This window comes from Pantoea sp. VS1, from assembly GCF_002207995.1.
GTDB lineage: Bacteria > Pseudomonadota > Gammaproteobacteria > Enterobacterales > Enterobacteriaceae > Pantoea > Pantoea dispersa.
Genome location: NZ_NHZE01000017.1, coordinates 1 through 18,228, shown reverse-complemented (window position 1 = coordinate 18,228; position 18,228 = coordinate 1). Strand labels below are relative to the sequence as shown.

18 protein-coding genes and 1 riboswitch are annotated in these 18,228 nt (G+C 59.0%); of the genes, 11 read left to right on the top strand and 7 right to left on the bottom strand.

What is annotated here, in order from left to right:
* Positions 1-41: 41 nt before the first annotated feature.
* Genes CBW22_RS09700 through CBW22_RS09680 form a run of 5 tightly spaced genes read right to left on the bottom strand, consistent with a single transcriptional unit; the run spans position 42 to position 4,053 of the window.
* Entirely contained in the window at positions 42-677 is a 636-nt protein-coding gene (locus tag CBW22_RS09700; RefSeq protein ID WP_088516554.1) for an urea amidolyase associated protein UAAP2, read from the bottom strand.
* Positions 677-1,384, bottom strand: a complete 708-nt coding sequence (locus tag CBW22_RS09695) for an urea amidolyase associated protein UAAP1 (RefSeq protein ID WP_088516553.1) — start codon at positions 1,382-1,384, stop codon at positions 677-679. The genes CBW22_RS09700 and CBW22_RS09695 overlap by 1 nt, the downstream gene beginning before the upstream one ends.
* An 11-nt stretch (positions 1,385-1,395) precedes the next feature.
* On the bottom strand, positions 1,396-2,157 hold the full coding sequence (locus tag CBW22_RS09690) for an ABC transporter ATP-binding protein (protein WP_058758072.1): 762 nt from the start codon (positions 2,155-2,157) through the stop codon (positions 1,396-1,398).
* 10 nt (positions 2,158-2,167) lie between these two features.
* A complete protein-coding gene (locus tag CBW22_RS09685) occupies positions 2,168-2,980 on the bottom strand; it encodes an ABC transporter permease (RefSeq protein ID WP_058771035.1) in 813 nt (270 codons plus the stop codon).
* A 14-nt stretch (positions 2,981-2,994) separates the two neighbouring features.
* Entirely contained in the window at positions 2,995-4,053 is a 1,059-nt protein-coding gene (locus CBW22_RS09680) for a putative urea ABC transporter substrate-binding protein (RefSeq protein ID WP_088516552.1), read from the bottom strand.
* A 63-nt stretch (positions 4,054-4,116) separates the two neighbouring features.
* A riboswitch (guanidine-I (ykkC/yxkD leader) is annotated at positions 4,117-4,211 on the bottom strand.
* A gap of 270 nt (positions 4,212-4,481) precedes the next feature.
* On the opposite strand from CBW22_RS09680, the gene CBW22_RS09675 reads away from it, so the two are divergent.
* The 5 genes from CBW22_RS09675 (at position 4,482) to rraA (ending at position 10,069) form a co-directional block, all read left to right on the top strand.
* Complete coding sequence (locus tag CBW22_RS09675) at positions 4,482-5,198, top strand: DUF3053 domain-containing protein (RefSeq protein WP_010616539.1); 717 nt, start codon at positions 4,482-4,484, stop codon at positions 5,196-5,198.
* A 433-nt stretch (positions 5,199-5,631) separates the two neighbouring features.
* Positions 5,632-7,566 (top strand): PTS mannitol transporter subunit IICBA, encoded by a 1,935-nt coding sequence (locus CBW22_RS09670; RefSeq protein ID WP_058771034.1) that lies wholly within the window; start codon positions 5,632-5,634, stop codon positions 7,564-7,566.
* Positions 7,567-7,660: 94 nt separating this feature from the next.
* Positions 7,661-8,809, top strand: a complete 1,149-nt coding sequence (mtlD, locus tag CBW22_RS09665) for a mannitol-1-phosphate 5-dehydrogenase (RefSeq protein ID WP_088516551.1) — start codon at positions 7,661-7,663, stop codon at positions 8,807-8,809.
* 60 nt (positions 8,810-8,869) lie between these two features.
* Positions 8,870-9,418 carry a mannitol operon repressor MtlR gene (mtlR, locus tag CBW22_RS09660; protein ID WP_193717991.1) on the top strand — a complete coding sequence of 183 codons (549 nt, stop codon included), beginning with the start codon at positions 8,870-8,872 and terminating at the stop codon, positions 9,416-9,418.
* 165 nt (positions 9,419-9,583) lie between these two features.
* The gene (gene rraA / locus CBW22_RS09655) at positions 9,584-10,069 is read left to right on the top strand and encodes a ribonuclease E activity regulator RraA (protein WP_021507037.1); all 486 of its coding nucleotides are present in this window, start codon (positions 9,584-9,586) and stop codon (positions 10,067-10,069) included.
* Positions 10,070-10,120: 51 nt separating this feature from the next.
* On the opposite strand, the gene zapB is transcribed toward rraA, so the two are convergent.
* The gene (gene zapB / locus CBW22_RS09650) at positions 10,121-10,360 is read right to left on the bottom strand and encodes a cell division protein ZapB (protein WP_021507038.1); all 240 of its coding nucleotides are present in this window, start codon (positions 10,358-10,360) and stop codon (positions 10,121-10,123) included.
* A 416-nt stretch (positions 10,361-10,776) separates the two neighbouring features.
* Here zapB and CBW22_RS09645 point away from each other — a divergent pair, with 416 nt between their 5' ends.
* The 3 genes from CBW22_RS09645 (at position 10,777) to glpX (ending at position 14,273) form a co-directional block, all read left to right on the top strand.
* Positions 10,777-11,625, top strand: coding sequence for an MIP/aquaporin family protein (locus CBW22_RS09645; protein WP_021507039.1), 849 nt, complete (start codon positions 10,777-10,779; stop codon positions 11,623-11,625).
* A gap of 29 nt (positions 11,626-11,654) precedes the next feature.
* The gene (gene glpK / locus CBW22_RS09640) at positions 11,655-13,166 is read left to right on the top strand and encodes a glycerol kinase GlpK (protein WP_021507040.1); all 1,512 of its coding nucleotides are present in this window, start codon (positions 11,655-11,657) and stop codon (positions 13,164-13,166) included.
* A gap of 96 nt (positions 13,167-13,262) precedes the next feature.
* Complete coding sequence (gene glpX, locus CBW22_RS09635) at positions 13,263-14,273, top strand: class II fructose-bisphosphatase (RefSeq protein WP_021507041.1); 1,011 nt, start codon at positions 13,263-13,265, stop codon at positions 14,271-14,273.
* Here the strand turns inward: glpX and emrD are convergent.
* Positions 14,263-15,456 (bottom strand): multidrug efflux MFS transporter EmrD, encoded by a 1,194-nt coding sequence (gene emrD / locus CBW22_RS09630; protein ID WP_275044624.1) that lies wholly within the window; start codon positions 15,454-15,456, stop codon positions 14,263-14,265. The genes glpX and emrD overlap by 11 nt on opposite strands.
* 291 nt (positions 15,457-15,747) lie before the next feature.
* On the opposite strand from emrD, the gene fpr reads away from it, so the two are divergent.
* From fpr to tpiA, 3 genes are all read left to right on the top strand, one after another.
* Positions 15,748-16,494, top strand: a complete 747-nt coding sequence (gene fpr / locus CBW22_RS09625; protein ID WP_088516550.1) for a ferredoxin--NADP(+) reductase — start codon at positions 15,748-15,750, stop codon at positions 16,492-16,494.
* A gap of 105 nt (positions 16,495-16,599) precedes the next feature.
* Positions 16,600-17,190, top strand: a complete 591-nt coding sequence (locus CBW22_RS09620) for a YiiQ family protein (protein ID WP_058771031.1) — start codon at positions 16,600-16,602, stop codon at positions 17,188-17,190.
* Between the two features lie 121 nt (positions 17,191-17,311).
* The gene (gene tpiA / locus CBW22_RS09615) at positions 17,312-18,079 is read left to right on the top strand and encodes a triose-phosphate isomerase (RefSeq protein WP_088516549.1); all 768 of its coding nucleotides are present in this window, start codon (positions 17,312-17,314) and stop codon (positions 18,077-18,079) included.
* The last annotated feature ends 149 nt before the right edge of the window (positions 18,080-18,228 follow it).

Here is an 18,228-nt window from a genome sequence, read left to right as displayed (position 1 = left end):
CTGTGACGGCGTAAAACGGGTCGTCCCGTTGCGTCAGAGAATCACCACACGCTGACGGCAATCGGCGTCGGGTTGTAACCGTTACAGGGATTGTTGAGCTGCGGACAGTTGGAGATCAGCACCAGAATGTTTATCTGCGCCACCATCTCAACATACTTACCCGGCGCGGAGATGCCATCGGCAAACGTCAGGCCGCCGTCGTGGGTCACCGGCACATTCATAAAGAAGTTAATGTTGTGCGTGATATCGCGGCGCGTCAGGCCAGACTCCGGATGCGCGGCGACCGCCAGCATCCAGCTGTCACGGCAGGAGTGCATGTGGCGCTTTTCGAGGTCATAACGCACCGTATTACTCTCGCACGAGCAGGCGCCGCCGAGCGTATCGTGACGGCCACAGGTATCGGCGGTGATGGTCAGCATCGGCCGATCAAGATTAGAACGCAGCACGCTGCCGGCCGTGAGAAACACGTTGTGCTGGCCGCGCAGCGTCTCGCTCATGCTGTAGCGCTCGGCGGTATCGTCGGCGTTAAAAAACAGCGTATCCGCCGCCTGATTGCCTTCCAGATCGGTAATGCGCAGCGTTTCTCCGGCGGCAATGCGCTGCAGCCAGTAATCACCGGCGTCGATCTGCTGTTGCAGACGCGCCTGCGCCGGGTTTCGTTCACTCTCTTTGATCATCACACTTCTCCCTGCAGTTGATAGAGGGCGTTATTGCGCAGGCCGCGCTGGTTTTCCGCGCGCTGCAGACAGATTTCCGGCAGCGGCGCGCGCTGCGCATCCAGCGTCAGCTGCAGCGGCTGGCGTGGATAATCGCTTGCCGGGCTGAGCGGGTGCGGACAGGTGTGCAGCAGCACCAGCGTGTCCATGGCGAAACGCAGCCGAACCTGCACGCCGGCTTCGCCCTGCCGCTCCAGCGTTAAGCGCCCGCTGTCATCGGCGCGCACCTGCGCAAACAGGTTGAGGCTGGCCGCCATGTCGCGCTGGCCAAGGCCATATTTCGCCAGCTCGACGAGGAAGCTGTCGTAGCCGTTTTGATGGCGCAGGTTGCGCGCCTGCTGATAGTCGCTGACCCCATAGCGCGCGGCCGTTTGTGCCGCGTTCAGCGTGCCGCACACGCTCTCGTGCCAGCCGAAACTGTCGTGTTCAATGCCGCAGAAAATGCGCCCCATGTCCGAGTAGAGACAGTGGCCGGCGGTGAGCCGAAAAGTGTGCTGGCACTTGAGCGTGTCCGGCGCGTTGTAGCGCTCCAGCAGGTTTTCCGGGTTATAAAACAGCAGGCTGGCGCTGGCGCCGCCCTCCACATCGGTCAGCGTCAGCGCGCTGCCGCTGCGCATGACAAATGACCAGTGCGCCCCGGCGGGCAGCAGGGTTTGGTATGGCTGCATCGTGCTCTCCTTTAAGCCACCTGCGTTGCGGACAGCACTTCAGCGGCGGGCTGAGTGCGATCCAGCGGCAGGTCGTAAGTGATAGTGGCGCCCCAGGCTTGCGGCGCGTGCGGATCGTGGCGCAGTTTGTCGAACACCAGCAGGCGTGACGCGAGGCTGAAGCCCTCTTTCAGATCGTGGGTGATCATGAAAATGGTCAGCTGATGCTGCTGCCACAGCTGGGTGATCAGCTGATGCATCTCGCTGCGAATACCGGGATCGAGCGCGCCAAAAGGTTCATCCAGCAGCAGAATGCGCGGCTGTTTCATCAGCGCCTGCGCCAGGGCCAGACGTTGCTGCATGCCGCCCGACAGCTGATGCGGATATTTGCTCTGCGCCTGTTCCAGTCCGACCTGCGCCAGCATTGCCTGCGCGCGCTGACGAATCGCCTGACGTTTGCGCCCCCAGACGCGTCCCAGCCAGCGTGCGCTGCTGAACTCGTCGGCCAGCATCACGTTGCCGAGCACCGTCAGATGCGGAAACACCGAGTAGCGCTGAAACACCACGCCGCGATGGGCATCCGGCTCGTCGGGAATCGGTGCGCCATCCAGCAGCAGCTCGCCTTTGGTCGGCGCTTCGGTGCCGAGCAGCATATTCAGAAACGTGGTTTTGCCGCAGCCGGAGGCGCCGACAATCGCCACGAACTCGCCGCGCTCGACCTGCATATTCAGCCGCTCCAGCACCACCTGATCGCCGTAGTGTTTTTCCAGATTTTTCAGTTGCAGTAAGGGCATCGCGCGCTCCTTATTTGGCGTGATACCACGGCCAGCAGCGTCGGCTGACGAGCCGCAGCAGCAGGTCGAGGGCAAAGGCCAGCAGGGTGATCCATGCCACGTACGGCAGAATCACATCCATGGCCAGATAGCGGCGCATCAGGAAGATGCGGTAACCGAGGCCTTCCGTGGCCGCAATCGCTTCGGCAGCAATCAGGAACAGCCACGCCGAACAGAGCGACAGCCGCACCGCATCGCACAGGCGCGGCATCAGCTGCGGCAGAATCACCCGCCACAGAATCTGCGCGCTATGCGCACCCAGCGTCTGCGCTTTAACCAGCTGCTCCTGCGGGATTTTCTGCACCTGCAGCTGCAGATCGCGCGCGATCAGCGGCGTGATGCCGATAACGATCAGCACCACTTTGGAGACTTCGCCAAGGCCAAAGCAGATAAACAGAATGGGCAGAATCGCCAGCGGCGGCACCAGCGCAAACAGCGTCACCAGCGGCGCCAGCACCGCGCGCACCACCGGCAGCGCGCCGGTGAACAGGCCAATTGCCAGCGCCAGCAGCGCGCTGATAGCAACGCCACTCAGCAAACGCAGCAGGCTGGCGGCGGTATCGCTCCACAGCAGATACTCGCCGGTGCGCGGGCTGGGCTGAAACGCCATCCGGCTGATGGCCTCCCCCATGGCGTTGAATCCCGGCAGCAGTTTGTCTGCCGCGTTCAGGCTGAGGCGCGCATCCGACGCGAACAGATAGACCAGCAGCACCGCCAGCAGCGGCAGAATGCCAAGCAGCAGGCGGCCGAGCGGCAGCGGTTGGTAGTTAATCAATTTACGCATCGGCAGCGCCTCGCTTACAGCTGACCGGCAGCGGCCAGTTTGGTGAAGGTGTCGGTAAAGCGCAGTTTGATGTTGCCGGCATCGCCCCAGTTACCGGCAGGGGTAGCGACCCCTACCGCATCGGCCCCCGGCGCGCCTTCGCCCAGCAGGCCGTGTTTAAAGGAGAATTCGGCCACCAGTTGCATCGTGGCTTTCAGCTGCGGGCTGTCGACAAAATCCAGCGTGGTTTTGGCATCGCTGAACAGGTGTGTCGCGGCAAGCTGCTGATCAAAACCGACCAGATCGGTACCGGATGCCTGCGCCATCTGCGTGCGCGCCGCTTTGGCACTGTCGCTCTGTCCGGCCATGCTGTGCAGCGTCTCGTACCAGGCACCGGTCAGCGCTTTGCCGAGCTGAGGATATTTGTTGAGCGTGGCGGTGTTGACCACCAGCAGGTCGAGGATTTCGCCCGGGATCTGCGCTGAGGAGAACACCAGATGGCTGTCCGGCTGCTTCTCTGCTTCCGCCAGCAGCGGATTCCACGTGACGATGGCGTTAACGTCAGCAGTGCCAAACGCCGCCACCAGATCGGCATCGGCGGTGTTAACCACCCTGACGTCTTTCTCGCTCATGCCGGATTTCTCCAGCGCGCGCGCCAGCAGATAGTGTGAGACCGAGAGTTCGACGAGGTTGATGGGTTTGCCTTTCAGCGCGCTGACGCTGTCCGCGCCTTTAAGCAGAATGCCGTCGTTGCCGTTGGAGTAGTCGCCGACAATCAGCGCGGTGCTGTCGACGCCGCCAGTGGCCGGAATGGTCAGCGCATCCATATTGGTCATGGTGCAGCCGTCAAAGCCACCCGCGGTGTACTGATTGACCGACTCGATATAGTCGTTAACCTGCACAAACTGAATATCGATGCCGTACTTATCGGCCCACTTTTTCACGATGCCGCTTTGCTGGGCGTAATCCCACGGCATCCAGCCAGCGTAGATGGACCAGCAAAGTTTAAAGGATGGTTTAGCGGCGGCCAGCGACGGAACGCTGAACAGGGCGACGCTGCAAATCAGCAGCAGGCGCAGACAGGCTTTAATCATGATGATTCCTCTGGCGTTAACGGACGAAAATCAGGCAGGAGGCGGCGAGCAACGTTCTCGCTTTCCTCCCGGGCTTTTTTCCCGCCGTGTAACCGTCAGAGGACGGTCGGTCACTCTCGGACCAGCATCTCGCGATCGGAACCCTAGTGACCCATTGCAAATTGTGTGGCGACGTCGGTTGCCCGCGATCGCTCCTGCATCTGCCAGAAAGCAGGCAATATCAATGCCAGGTTGCTATCAGCCTGAATTACATACGTTATTGCAAAGCGCTGCGCTCGCAGGCAGGCTGCGCTGCACAGTTGTGCAGCAGGCACGCACCAGCGTGAAGCACTGCAGACCAGCCGTTGTACAGCCGGGGCCATTGCACTATTCTTTAGGACCTTTCCCAGCGAATCGAATTTAGCCATCGTCACAACAGGAGTTGAATTATGGCGTCAGGAATTTCCCGCATCTGGATGCGTAGCGGCATGCTGCTGACCGGCGTGCTACTTGTGCTGCAGCTTACCGCCTGCGGCGACAAAGAGGGCGATCAGCGCAAAGCCTTTACTGATTTTCTGCAAAACACCGTGATGCGCAGCGGTGAACATCTGCCCAGCCTGAGCGAAAACCAGAAGCAAACCTTCGGTAACTACGCCAGTGATTACGCCATCCTGTATGGCTTCTCGCAGCAGGTGAATCAGGCGGTAGATCAGGGCATGCGCCCGGTGGTTGATGAGCTGGCGGCCATTCGCGTGCCGCAGGATTACCTGACACGCCGCGACAGCCTGCGCCAGGCGAGCGGCAATCTGAGCGTGCTGACGCAGCAGATTCAGAGCGCCAAAATGCAGGCCGACAGCAGCAAAGCCACGCTCAAGCAGCCGGACGACCTGAAGAAAGTTTACGACAGCGTGTACGCCAAAGTGGTGACGCAGCCAGCCAGCACGCTGATCCCGCTGCTGCCGCAGCTGCAGGCGCTGAGCCAGTCGGCAGTTCAGGCCGGCGATTATCTGCAGTCGCAGGGCGCACGCGTCAGCTTCAATGACGGCGGCGTTCAGTTCCCGACCCAGGAGCAGGCCACGCAATACAACACGCTGATGAGCAATCTCGCCAGCAACACGCAGGCGCTGACCCAGGCACAAAATGCCGTACAGGGTGGTTTGCAGTAAGCCGCTCAGCGGGCAGTTCACCCCTGCCCGCTTTTTCAGATTTTCGTCACTTCCTTACATCGCCTTTTTCTGTCAGCACAGAGTGTGATCTGGCGCATTTTCAACCAAAAATAGTTTGTGATCTCAATCACATTTGTGAAACAAACCGGCCCAGGTGAAAGGTGATTTTTGTCACATTTCTACCGCTGTTGCGCGCATTTTTTCGCCGGCGTTGCTTTCTTACAGGGTATTTTTGTGATCAAAGTCACCTTTAATCCCCCTGACCACCCCAAGTTAGCGTGATATGTATCACACTTTTTCCTGACGCTACGCAGTGTAATCAACTAGTGCTAGAGTCCGCGTGCATACAGTAATGCCACGGCCCCCGCCGTAACGTCTTAACAAAAACAAACGCGCTCTCTTATTGCAGCGCGTCTCAATAAGGGGTGGGTTTATGTCCTCATCAGTCAAGGTCAAGGTTCAGAGCTTTGGTCGCTTTCTGAGTAATATGGTGATGCCAAACATCGGTGCGTTTATCGCCTGGGGTATCATCACAGCACTGTTCATTCCAACCGGATGGATTCCTAACGAAACGCTGGCCAAGCTGGTCGGCCCGATGATTACCTACCTGCTGCCGTTGCTCATCGGCTTCACCGGTGGTCGTCTGGTGGGTGGCGATCGCGGCGGCGTGGTCGGTGCCATCACCACCATGGGCGTGATCGTCGGTGCCGATATGCCGATGTTCCTTGGCTCAATGATTGCCGGTCCGCTGGGCGGCTGGGCGATTAAGTCGTTTGACCGCGCGGTTGACGGCAAAATCAAAAGCGGCTTCGAGATGCTGGTCAACAACTTCTCGGCCGGTATTATCGGTATGCTGCTGGCACTGCTGGCATTCCTCGCTATCGGTCCGCTGGTAGAAGGTCTGTCGCACATTCTCGCCGCCGGCGTAAACCTGATGGTGCAGAACAACCTGCTGCCGCTGACCTCAATCTTTGTTGAACCGGCGAAAATCCTGTTCCTCAATAACGCCATCAACCACGGTATCTTCTCGCCGCTGGGTATCCAGCAGGCCAGCGAAGCGGGCAAATCGATCTTCTTCCTGATTGAAGCGAACCCGGGTCCGGGTATGGGCGTGCTGGTTGCTTATATGATCTTCGGCCGCGGCAGCGCCAAGCAGTCGGCGGGCGGTGCAGCGATCATCCACTTCCTTGGCGGTATCCACGAAATCTACTTCCCGTACGTGCTGATGGCACCGCGCCTGCTGCTGGCAGTAATTCTCGGTGGTATGACCGGCGTGTTCACCCTGACGCTGCTGAACGGCGGTCTGGTATCACCGGCCTCACCAGGTTCGATTCTGGCCGTGCTGGCGATGACGCCAAAAGGCGCTTACTTCGCTAACATCGCGGCTATCGTTGCGGCTTTCGCCGTCTCCTTCGTGGTCTCCTCGATTCTGCTGAAAACCAGCAAAGTAAAAGAAGAAGACGATATCGAAGCGGCGACCCAGCGCATGAAAGACATGAAAGCGCAGTCAAAAGGCCAGGCCGTTGCCGGTTCACCGGTGGTAGCCGATGCCAGCAGCGTTGACGTCAGCCACGTGCGCAAAATCATCGTCGCCTGTGATGCCGGTATGGGCTCCAGCGCCATGGGCGCAGGCGTGCTGCGCAAGAAGGTGCAGGATGCAGGCCTGAGCAATATCTCTGTGACCAACAGCGCGATTAACTCGCTGCCGGGCGATGTTGATCTGGTGATTACTCACCGCGATCTGACCGAACGTGCGATGCGTCAGGCGCCACAGGCGCAGCACATCTCGCTGAACAACTTCCTCGACAGCGCGCTGTACACCAACCTGACTGAGCGTCTGGTGGCGGCGAACCGCAGCGAAGCCCACCGTGAAACGGTGCAGACCGCGCTGGCAGACAGCTATGACGACGGCAGCGCGCACCTGTTCAAACTGGGCGCTGATAACGTGTTCCTCGGCCTGAGCGCCAGCAATAAAGAGCAGGCGATTCGCTTCGCCGGCGAGCAGCTGGTGAAAGGCGGCTACGTGCAGCCGGAATATGTTGAAGCGATGCTGGCGCGCGAGCAGCTGACGCCAACCTACCTCGGTGAATCCATCGCCGTGCCGCACGGCACCGTCGAAGCCAAAGACCGCGTGCTGAAAACCGGCGTGGTATTCTGCCAGTATCCGGCCGGCGTGCAGTTTGGCGATGAGCCGGACGAAGTCGCGCGACTGGTGATTGGTATTGCCGCACGCAATAACGAACACATTCAGGTGATAACCAGCCTGACCAATGCGCTCGACGACGACAGCGTAATTGAGAAGCTGGCGAACACCACCAGCGTGCAGGACGTGCTGGATCTGCTGTCTGGCAGCACTGCCAACGCGTAATTCGCGGTTTTAACTTCCCTGGGGCGGGCAAGCCCGTCCCCACTTTCCGGGGCGGACATGCCCGCCCTTTCGTCATTTGATATGGGTCAAATTTATGAAAGCGTTACATTTTGGAGCAGGTAACATCGGCCGTGGATTTATCGGTAAGCTGCTGGCGGATGCCGGTATCGAACTGGTGTTTGCTGATGTGAATCAGGTGGTGCTTGATGCCCTTAACGCCCGTCATGAGTATCCGGTTCACGTGGTGGGCGAGCAGGCGCAGGTTGAAATCGTTACCGGCGTCAGCGCGGTGAACAGCACCAGCGACGACATCGTCACGCTGATTGCTGAGGTTGATATCGTTACCACGGCGGTTGGTCCGCAGATCCTTGAGCGCATCGCGGGCAGCGTGGCGCAGGGTCTGGCCAAACGCAGTGACAACGGTAATGTCCGTCCGCTGAATATCATCGCCTGTGAAAACATGGTGCGCGGCACCAGCCAGCTGAAGCAGCACGTACTGAAGGCGCTGCCGCCGCAGTATCATGCGTGGGTTGAAGAACATGTTGGCTTTGTTGATTCGGCAGTTGACCGCATTGTGCCGCCATCTGAAGCCGGCAGCACCGATCCGCTGGAAGTTACGGTAGAAACCTTCAGCGAGTGGATCGTCGACAAAACCCAGTTCAAAGGCGCATTGCCGGACATTCCTGGCATGGAGCTGACCGATAACCTGATGGCATTCGTCGAGCGCAAGCTGTTTACCCTCAACACCGGCCACGCCATTACCGCTTATCTCGGTAAGCTCGCCGGTCACGCCACCATTCGCGAAGCCATTCTCGACCAGAAAGTGCGTGCCGTGGTGCAGGGCGCGATGCAGGAGAGCGGCGCGGTGCTGATCAAGCGTTATGGTTTTGATGCGGAGAAACATGCCGCGTATATCCAGAAAATCCTGACGCGTTTCGAAAACCCGTACCTGAAAGATGACGTCGAGCGCGTCGGCCGTCAGCCGCTGCGTAAGCTGAGTGCCGGCGATCGCCTGATCAAGCCAACGCTGGGCACGCTGGAGTATCAGCTGCCGCACGCCAGCCTGGTGCAGGGCATTGCCGCCGCGATGCACTATCGCAGCGAAGCCGATCCGCAGGCGCAGGAGCTGGCGTCACTGATCGCGCAGAAAGGCCCACAGGCGGCGCTGGCGGAGATTTCTGGCCTTGATGCCAATAGCGAAGTGGTGAGCTCAGTGGTGAGCGCTTACCACGCTATGGCATAATGCGCGCCCTTTAGTGGTCAATTCGGGCACGGCAGCCGCGTGCCCGTCGACGGTAGCTGAATGATGCAGGCAATAATGGAAGAGAAGCAGGCTTTTGAAAACCGGGTGCTTGAGCGGCTGAACGCCGGTCGTTCGGTGAGAAGCTTCCTGATCGCCGCTGTCGAACTGCTGGCGGAAGCAGTCAATCTGCTGGTGCTGCAGGTCTTTCGCAAAGACGACTACGCGGTGAAATATGCGGTGGAACCGCTGCTGCTGGGCGACGGCCCGCTGGGCGAGCTCTCGGTACGCCTGAAGCTCATCTACGGCCTGGGGGTGATCAATCGCCACGAATACGAAGACTGCGAGCTGCTGCTGGCGCTGCGTGAGGAGCTGAATCACGACACCAGCGACTACCGCTTTACCGACGATGAAATACTCGGCCCGTTCGGCGAACTGCACTGCGTGCTGGCCTGGCCGCCGCAACCCGATTTCACCCGCGACGACGCCGCGCTGCGCGCCATGCAGCAGCAGCGCTACCTGCAGATGGTGCGATCCACCATGGTGCTGTCGCTGACCGAGCTGATTTCCCGTATCTCGCACAAACAGGCCTTCAAGAAGCCCGCCGTGTAACGCTTCCCCTGCGGCGCTATTGCCACGCGCCGCTGTTCTTTCCGCCGCAGACAAAATATTACGCAGGATATTGATGCAGCGCTTTTTTTGGCGGTTGATGATTTTGCCAACAATCGTCAGATAGCGATATACTTACCGCTCCTGTGGCAAACAGACGACATCCCTATGAAATACGATACATCTGAACTCTGCGACATCTACCATGAAGAAGTGAACGTTGTTGAACCGCTTTTTTCGAACTTTGGTGGGCGCACCTCATTCGGTGGTCAAATTACCACAGTGAAATGTTTCGAAGACAACGGCCTGCTGTATGACCTGCTCGAAGAGAACGGTCGCGGTCGCGTGCTGCTGGTCGATGGCGGCGGCTCAGTGCGGCGCGCGCTGGTTGACGCTCAGTTAGCAAGACTGGCGGCGCAAAACGAGTGGGAAGGCATCGTGGTGTACGGCTCGGTTCGTCAGGTCGATGAACTGGAAGAGCTGGAGATCGGCATTCAGGCGATTGCGGCCATTCCGGCTGGCGCCGCAGGCGAAGGCATCGGCGAGAGCGACGTGCGGGTTAACTTCGGCGGCGTCACTTTCTTCTCCGGCGATCATCTCTACGCCGACAACACCGGCATGATCCTGTCCGAAGACGCACTCGACATCGAGTAAGCGACAAACAAAAACGGGTGCCGCGGCACCCGTTGGTTTAAGCGCTGAGGCTTAAACTTCTTCCATTTTTCCCAGCAGTGCACGCAGGCGCTCCTGCCATACATGCTGCTCTTCTTTCAGGTGCTGATTTTCACGCGCCAGCGCTTCGTGATTGCCGGATGCCTGGCTCATTTCGTTTTTCAGGTTATTGTTCTGCTCTTTCAGCTCTTCAATTTCCATCTGCAGCAGGGTGATGGTATCAATCGCCTGCTGTACTTTCGCTTCCAGTTTCTCGAATACTTCAAATGACATCTTTCTGACCTCTCCTAAATCGTGCAAGGCGTTGATAGACCGGGCGTGCCTTAAAATAGTGCGTCCAGCCACGATGTCCCGATTGTATGTAGCCACACCCGGCAAGTCCAGCAGCACAAGGCCTGCGAGGGAAGTCTGTAACACTTTTCAGTTTATACCTGGAAAACGCGCAACTTCGCGCATTTTGCGCGCGGTCACACGCGCAGGGTGCAGCGCAGTGGGGGTTTTTGGCCCTAAACACAGGCAAAAGACGCGAAAACGCGCATTTTTATGACACGGCACACAAAATTCGATTTCGCTATTTCTCGTTTATGCTCGTTAACGATAAATTCACATCAACCCTACATTAGAGCTGGGCGACTCAAGGATTGAGAACAAAAACTGATAAAATTTAACCTCGCTTCAGGAATTCCATTATGAGTCAGACAACGAACACACTCAAAGGTCAGTGCATCGCCGAGTTTCTCGGTACCGGTTTGATCATCTTTTTTGGTGCCGGCTGTGTGGCGGCGCTGAAGCTGGCCGGTGCCGCATTCGGCCAGTGGGAAATTTGTATCATCTGGGGTCTTGCTGTCTCCATGGCGGTTTATCTGAGCGCAGGCGTATCCGGCGCTCACCTCAATCCGGCAGTCACGGTTGCCCTGTGCCTGTTCGCCAACTTCGAAGGCCGCAAAGTTTTACCTTATATTGTGTCGCAAATCGCTGGCGCGTTCTGTGCGGCGGCGCTGGTCTACGGTCTTTACTACAATCTGTTCTTTGATTACGAAGCCAGCCACCAGATGGTACGCGGCAGCGTGCAGAGCCTCGATCTGGCCGGTATCTTCTCCACCTATCCGAACCCGCACATCACCGTGGCGCAGGCGTTCCTGGTGGAAATGGTAATTACCGCCGTGCTGATGGCGGTGATCATGGCGCTGACCGACGACGGCAACGGCGTACCGCGTGGCCCACTGGCGCCGCTGCTGATTGGTCTGCTGGTGGCGGTGATTGGCGGTTCCATGGGTCCGCTGACCGGCTTCGCCCTGAACCCGGCGCGTGACTTCGGTCCGAAGCTGTTCGCCTTCTTCGCGGGCTGGGGTAACGTGGCGTTCACCGGTGGTAAAGATATTCCTTACTTCCTGGTGCCAATTTTTGGCCCGCTGGTCGGTGCCTGCCTCGGAGCCTTCGGTTACCGTGCGCTGATTGGCCGTCACCTGCCGGGCAACCTTGCAGAAACCAGTAAAACAGAAAAACCGGTCGCGCGCGCTGAGCAGCGTAAAGCGTAAGTTTCATCGTTAATCATCAGGAAACCATAATGACTACGACTGATAAAAAATATATTGTCGCGCTCGATCAGGGCACAACCAGCTCACGTGCCGTGGTGCTCGATCATGACGCCAACATCGTCGCCGTCTCACAGCGCGAATTCACCCAGATCTACCCGAAAGCCGGCTGGGTTGAACACGATCCGATGGACATCTGGGCCTCGCAGAGCTCCACGCTGGTGGAAGTGCTGGCGCACGCTGATATCCGTTCTGACCAAATCGCCGCCATCGGTATCACCAACCAGCGTGAAACCGCGATTGTCTGGGACAAAGAGACCGGCAAACCGATTTACAACGCCATCGTCTGGCAGGATCCGCGTACCGCCGACTACTGTAACAAGCTGAAGAAAGAGGGTCTGGAAGAGTACATCCAGCACACCACCGGTCTGGTGATTAACCCGTACTTCTCCGGCACCAAGGTGAAGTGGATTCTCGACCACGTGGAAGGCGCACGCGAGCGGGCGAAACGCGGCGAACTGCTGTTCGGCACCGTCGACACCTGGCTGGTGTGGAAAATGACCCAGGGCCGCGTGCACATCACCGATCACACCAACGCATCGCGTACCATGATGTACAACATCCACAAGCTGGAGTGGGATGCGCGCATGCTGGAGATTCTGGATATTCCGCGTGAAATGCTGCCGGAAGTGAAAGGATCGTCCGAAATCTACGGCCAGACCAACATTGGTGGTAAGGGCGGTACGCGTATTCCTATCGCCGGTATCGCCGGTGACCAGCAGGCTGCGCTGTATGGCCAGCTGTGTGTACAGCCTGGTATGGCGAAAAACACCTACGGCACCGGCTGCTTTATGCTGATGAACACCGGTACCGAAGCGGTTACTTCTACTCACGGTCTGCTGACCACCATCGCCTGCGGTCCACGCGGCGAGGTGAACTACGCGCTGGAAGGTGCCGTGTTCATCGGTGGTGCGTCAATTCAGTGGCTGCGCGATGAGATGAAGCTGATCAGCGATGCGGGCGACTCCGAATACTTCGCAATGAAAGTCAAAGACACCAACGGCGTGTACATGGTGCCGGCCTTCACCGGTCTCGGCGCACCGTACTGGGACCCGTATGCGCGCGGCGCAATCTTCGGCCTGACCCGTGGTGCCAACGCCAACCACATCATTCGCGCCACGCTGGAGTCCATTGCTTACCAGACGCGTGATGTGCTGGAAGCGATGCAGAACGATGCCGATACCCGCCTGCAGTCGCTGCGCGTGGATGGCGGTGCGGTGGCCAACAACTTCCTGATGCAGTTCCAGTCCGATATTCTCGGCACGCGCGTGGAGCGTCCGGAAGTGCGTGAAGTGACCGCGCTGGGTGCGGCTTACCTCGCCGGTCTGGCGGTCGGCTTCTGGAACGATCTGGAAGAAGTTCGTGCTAAAGCCGTGGTGGAACGCGAGTTCCGTCCAAGCATTGAAACCACCGAACGCAACGTACGCTATGCCGGCTGGAAAAAAGCCGTGGCACGCGCCCAGGCGTGGGAAGAAGAAGAGTAACACTTGTGCTGACCCGCGGCGCCCTGCCGCGGGTTTTTCCCGTCCCCCTGCCCCGCTGTGCTACACTGCCCGCCTGTTTTTTGTCAGGTGCAGACCATGAAACGAGAACTCGCGATTGAATTTTCCCGTGTGACCGAAGCCGCTGCGTTAGCGGGCTATCACTGGTTAGGACGCGGCGACAAGAATGCCGCCGACGGCGCCGCCGTCAACGCTATGCGCATTATGCTCAACACCATCAACATCGACGGCCAGATCGTGATTGGCGAAGGCGAAATCGACGAAGCACCGATGCTCTACATTGGTGAGAAAGTCGGTACCGGCCACGGCGATGCGGTGGACATTGCAGTTGATCCTATCGAAGGCACGCGTATGACTGCGATGGGCCAGGCCAACGCGCTGGCGGTGCTGGCGGTGGGCGATAAAGGCAGCTTCCTGCACGCACCTGATATGTATATGGAAAAGCTGATTGTCGGTCCGGGCGCGCGCGGCGCTATCGATCTCAACCTGCCGCTCGCCACCAATCTGCAGGCGATTGCGCAGGCACTCAATAAACCGCTTAGCCAGCTGACGGTGTCGATTCTCGCCAAACCGCGTCACGATGCGGTCATCGCGCAGCTGCAGCAGCTGGGCGTGCGCGTGTTTGCTTTCCCGGACGGCGACGTGGCGGCCTCGATTCTTACCTGTATGCCGGACAGCGAAGTGGACGTGCTGTATGGCATCGGCGGTGCGCCAGAAGGCGTGGTGTCGGCGGCGGTGATCCGCGCCATGGATGGCGACATGCAGGCGCGCCTGCTGGCTCGTCATCAGGTCAAAGGGGATTCGGCCGAAAACCGCCGTCTGGGTGAGCAGGAGCTGGCGCGCTGTGCCGAAATGGGCATCAACGCCGGGGAAGTGCTGACGCTGCAACAGATGGCGCGTAACGATAACGTGATTTTCGCGGCGACCGGCATCACCACGGGCGATCTGCTAAAGGGCATCACGCGCCAGGGCAATATCGCCACCAGCGAAACGCTGCTGGTGCGCGGTAAATCGCGCACCATTCGCCGCATTCAGTCGATCCACTATCTGGACCGCAAAGACGCGGCGCTGCACCCTTTTATCCTGTAACCGTCTGTTTGCCGCTCTCCGGATGACGCGAGAGCGGCCACCAGCACAGCAGCATCACCAGCGACGTCACAAACATTAACATACCGAGGCTCGACTGATCGTGCTGCGGCAGCAGCGCTGAGAGCCACGCCACCACGCCGGAACCCAGATTCTGCAGGCCCCCGATCAGCGCACCGGCACTGCCGGCCAGCCACGCGTAAGGCTCCATCGCGCCAGAAGTTGCCAGCGGAAACAGCATGCCCGCGCCGAAGAAGAACAGCGCGGCCGGTACCAGCAGCGTCCAGATAGTCATCACGCCAAACCACGCCGGCAGCCACATCAGCAGGCCCGCCAGCAGGCAGCTGTTCACGCCATACCACATCAGCGTATGCCAGGATTTCTGCTCGCGGCCGGCAAACCAGGCACCAAAAAAGGCCGCCGGAATCGGCAGGATGAACAAAATACTCACCGTCAGCCCGTCCAGCCCCAGCACGCCCGCCATCAGTACACCACAGCTGGCCTCAAATACCGCAATGCCCGCCAGCGCGCCGATCAGCAGTAGCAGATAACGCACAAAGTTGCCGTCGCTGAGCAGCGTGATGTAGCGGCGCAGAAACGGTGTCGCGGGCGCATCCACCGGACGGGTCTCCGGTAGCCAGCGTGCCATCGCCGCCGTTACGCCAACACACAGCAGCAGCAGGAAAGCAAAGCAGGCGTGCCAGCCAAACAGATGGGTCAGCAGCGCACCGATTACCGGTGCCAGCAGCGGGCTGACCAGAATGCCCATGTTGAGCAGGCTGTTGGCCTGGCGCAGCGCAATGCCGGAGTAGAGATCGCGCGGCATGGTGCGCGCCATGACGCCAGCCACGCCGGTGCCCAGTCCCTGCACCGCACTGCCCAGCACCAGCACACTCAGCGACGGCGCAAACAGGGCGATCAGCGCGCCCGCCGCGAAGATCGTCATGCCCGCGAGGATCACCGGCCGCCGGCCAATGCTGTCCGACAGCGGGCCGTAGATCAGCTGCGATCCGCCGTAGGTCATCAGATAGGCCGCCATCACCTGCTGCATGGCGCCGCTGCGCACGTTAAGCGCCTCTGCCATGTTCGCCATGGCGGGCACATAGATGGTCTGCGCCATCTGCCCGACCGCCACCAGCACAATCAGCATGAACAGCAGGAAGCGGTTTTGCGTATTACTCATCATCATGGAACAAAATGTCTGCCTGAGAAACAAAGTAATGACAGCACTAAACAGGGCTGCCGGAGAGTTATGGCGGCAAAAATATCAGGAATTGCGCACAAAGCGAGAGGCGGGCGTAAAGCGATATCTCAGGCACCGTCAAGCTTCTGTACCAGGCTGTAACGTGGCCGCTACAGTTGCTGATGTGTGCGGACGATTTGTCGCAGAGAGCCCTTTACCCGCTGCGGGGCTGGAAATCTGGTGCCGGGCTGACGAAGATAGAAAGAGACCAATTATCAATCATCAGGAGCGAACATGGCAGAGTGGGTCAATGCAGAAGTAAAAGAAGTGAAAAACTGGACCGACGCACTGTTCAGCCTGCGCGTCACGGCGCCCATCGACCCTTTTACCGCCGGCCAGTTTGCCAAGCTGGCGCTGGAAGTCGACGGCGAGCGCGTGCAGCGCGCCTACTCCTACGTTAACGCGCCGCAGGATCCGCTGCTGGAGTTCTATCTGGTAACGGTGCCGGAAGGGAAGCTCAGCCCGCGTTTACAGGCGCTGCAGCCCGGCGATCAGGTGATGGTGACCAAAGAGGCGGCCGGTTTCTTTGTGCTGGATGAGATCCCCGACTGCCAGACGCTGTGGATGCTGGCGACCGGCACGGCGATCGGCCCGTATCTGTCGATTTTGCAACAGGGCGAAGGGCTGGAACGCTTCGACAACATTGTGCTGGTACACGCTGCGCGCTATGCCGCCGACCTGAGTTTTCTGCCGCTGATGCAGCAGCTACAGCAGCGTTATCAGGGCAAGCTGCACATTCAGACGGTGGTCAGCCGCGAGCAGATGCCCGGTTCACTGCATGGCCGCGTACCGCAGCTGATTGAGAGCGGAGAACTGGAAAACGCCGTGGGCCTGCCAATGCACGCCGACACCAGCCACGTGATGTTATGCGGTAACCCGCAGATGGTGCGCGATACCCAGCAATTGCTGAAAGAGACCCGCGATATGCGCAAGCATTTCAAGCGTAAACCGGGCCACATGACCAGCGAGCATTACTGGTAATCGCGCCGGCAGCAAAATGTCAGATTTTTCCCGGCGCGGGTTTTGACTTTCAGCGGTAAAAACCGTTCTAATCGTGGGCTAAGTGAATGATTTAGGGCCGAAGCAATGAAGAATCTGCCAGTCGCGCTGCTGCTCAGCGTCGCACTGACATTTCCCGCCTGGGCGGAGGACGCGCCCGCGCAGGATCGCAACGATCACCTGCCTGCGGCGCCGTATCTGCTGGCGGGTGCGCCCACCTTTGATATGACCATCGCGCAGTTCCGCGAAAAGTACAACGCCGCCAATCCTGACCTGCCGCTGCAGGAGTATCGCGCCATCGACAACCGCGATGACAAGAGCCACCTGACACGTGCCGCCAGCAAAATCAGCGAAACGCTGTATGCCTCTACCGCGCTGGAACAGGGCACCGGCAAGATTAAAACGCTGCAGATTACCTGGCTGCCGGTGCCGGGCCCGGATATGAAAGCGGCACAGACACGCGCCATGGATTACATGACTGCACTACTGCGCTTTTTTGTGCCCGGTTTGTCAGCGGAAGAGGGACACAAGAAGCTCGACGGCCTGCTCAGCGCCGGCAAGGGCGCACGCTATTTTTCCCGCACCGAAGGTGCGCTGCGCTTTGTGGTCGCAGACAACGGCGACAAGGGACTGACCTTCGCCGTTGAGCCCATTAAACTGGCGCTCGCTAGCCCCTGATCTCCCCGGCAAAAATGACGAAAAGCAAAGCCAGCGCCCCATTTGATCTCTATACTGTCTGGCAGACATCGCTGCCCCGATGGCAGCGCTATTTCATGAATCGCGTTATGCGGAGGAAAGAATGCGACATCCACTGGTTATGGGTAACTGGAAACTGAATGGCAGCAAGCACATGGCGGGCGAGCTGATTGAAGGCCTGCGCAAAGAGCTGTCAGGTGTGGAAGGCTGCGGTGTGGCGATTGCTCCGCCGGCGATCTATCTGGATCAGGCCAAACACGCCATTTCCGGCAGCCACATTGCGCTGGGTGCGCAGAACGTTGACGTGAACCTGTCTGGCGCTTTCACCGGTGAAACCTCTGCCGAGATGCTGAAAGACATCGGCGCGAAATACATCATCATCGGCCACTCTGAGCGCCGCACCTACCATAAAGAGAGCGACGAGTTCATCGCGAAGAAATTCGCCGTGCTGAAGGCCGCTGGCCTGGTACCGGTGCTGTGCATCGGTGAGACCGAAGCCGAGAACGAAGCTGGCAAAACTGAAGAAGTGTGCGCACGTCAGATCGACGCCGTGCTGGAAACCCAGGGCGCAGCGGCCTTCGAAGGCACGGTTATCGCCTATGAGCCAGTCTGGGCCATCGGTACCGGTAAATCAGCGACCCCAGCGCAGGCGCAGGCAGTACACAAATTCATTCGCGACCACATCGCGAAGAAAGATGCCGCTATCGCTGAGCAGGTAATCATTCAGTACGGCGGTTCGGTTAACGACAAAAACGCCGCAGAACTGTTCACCCAGCCGGACATTGACGGCGCGCTGGTGGGCGGTGCGTCGCTGAAGGCCGACGCTTTCGCGGTGATCGTCAAAGCCGCTGCAGCAGCCAAAAACGCGTAAGTTGCTGACGCAAAGAAAGGCGGCTGATGAGCCTAATGCCGATCAGTTAAGACAAAAATGATCGGTTGAACGATCCGGTCGCTGTGTGAAAATCCGTAATCTCTCATGGATGATTACGGATTTTTTTATGCTCCTCAGCCAGGCCCTTG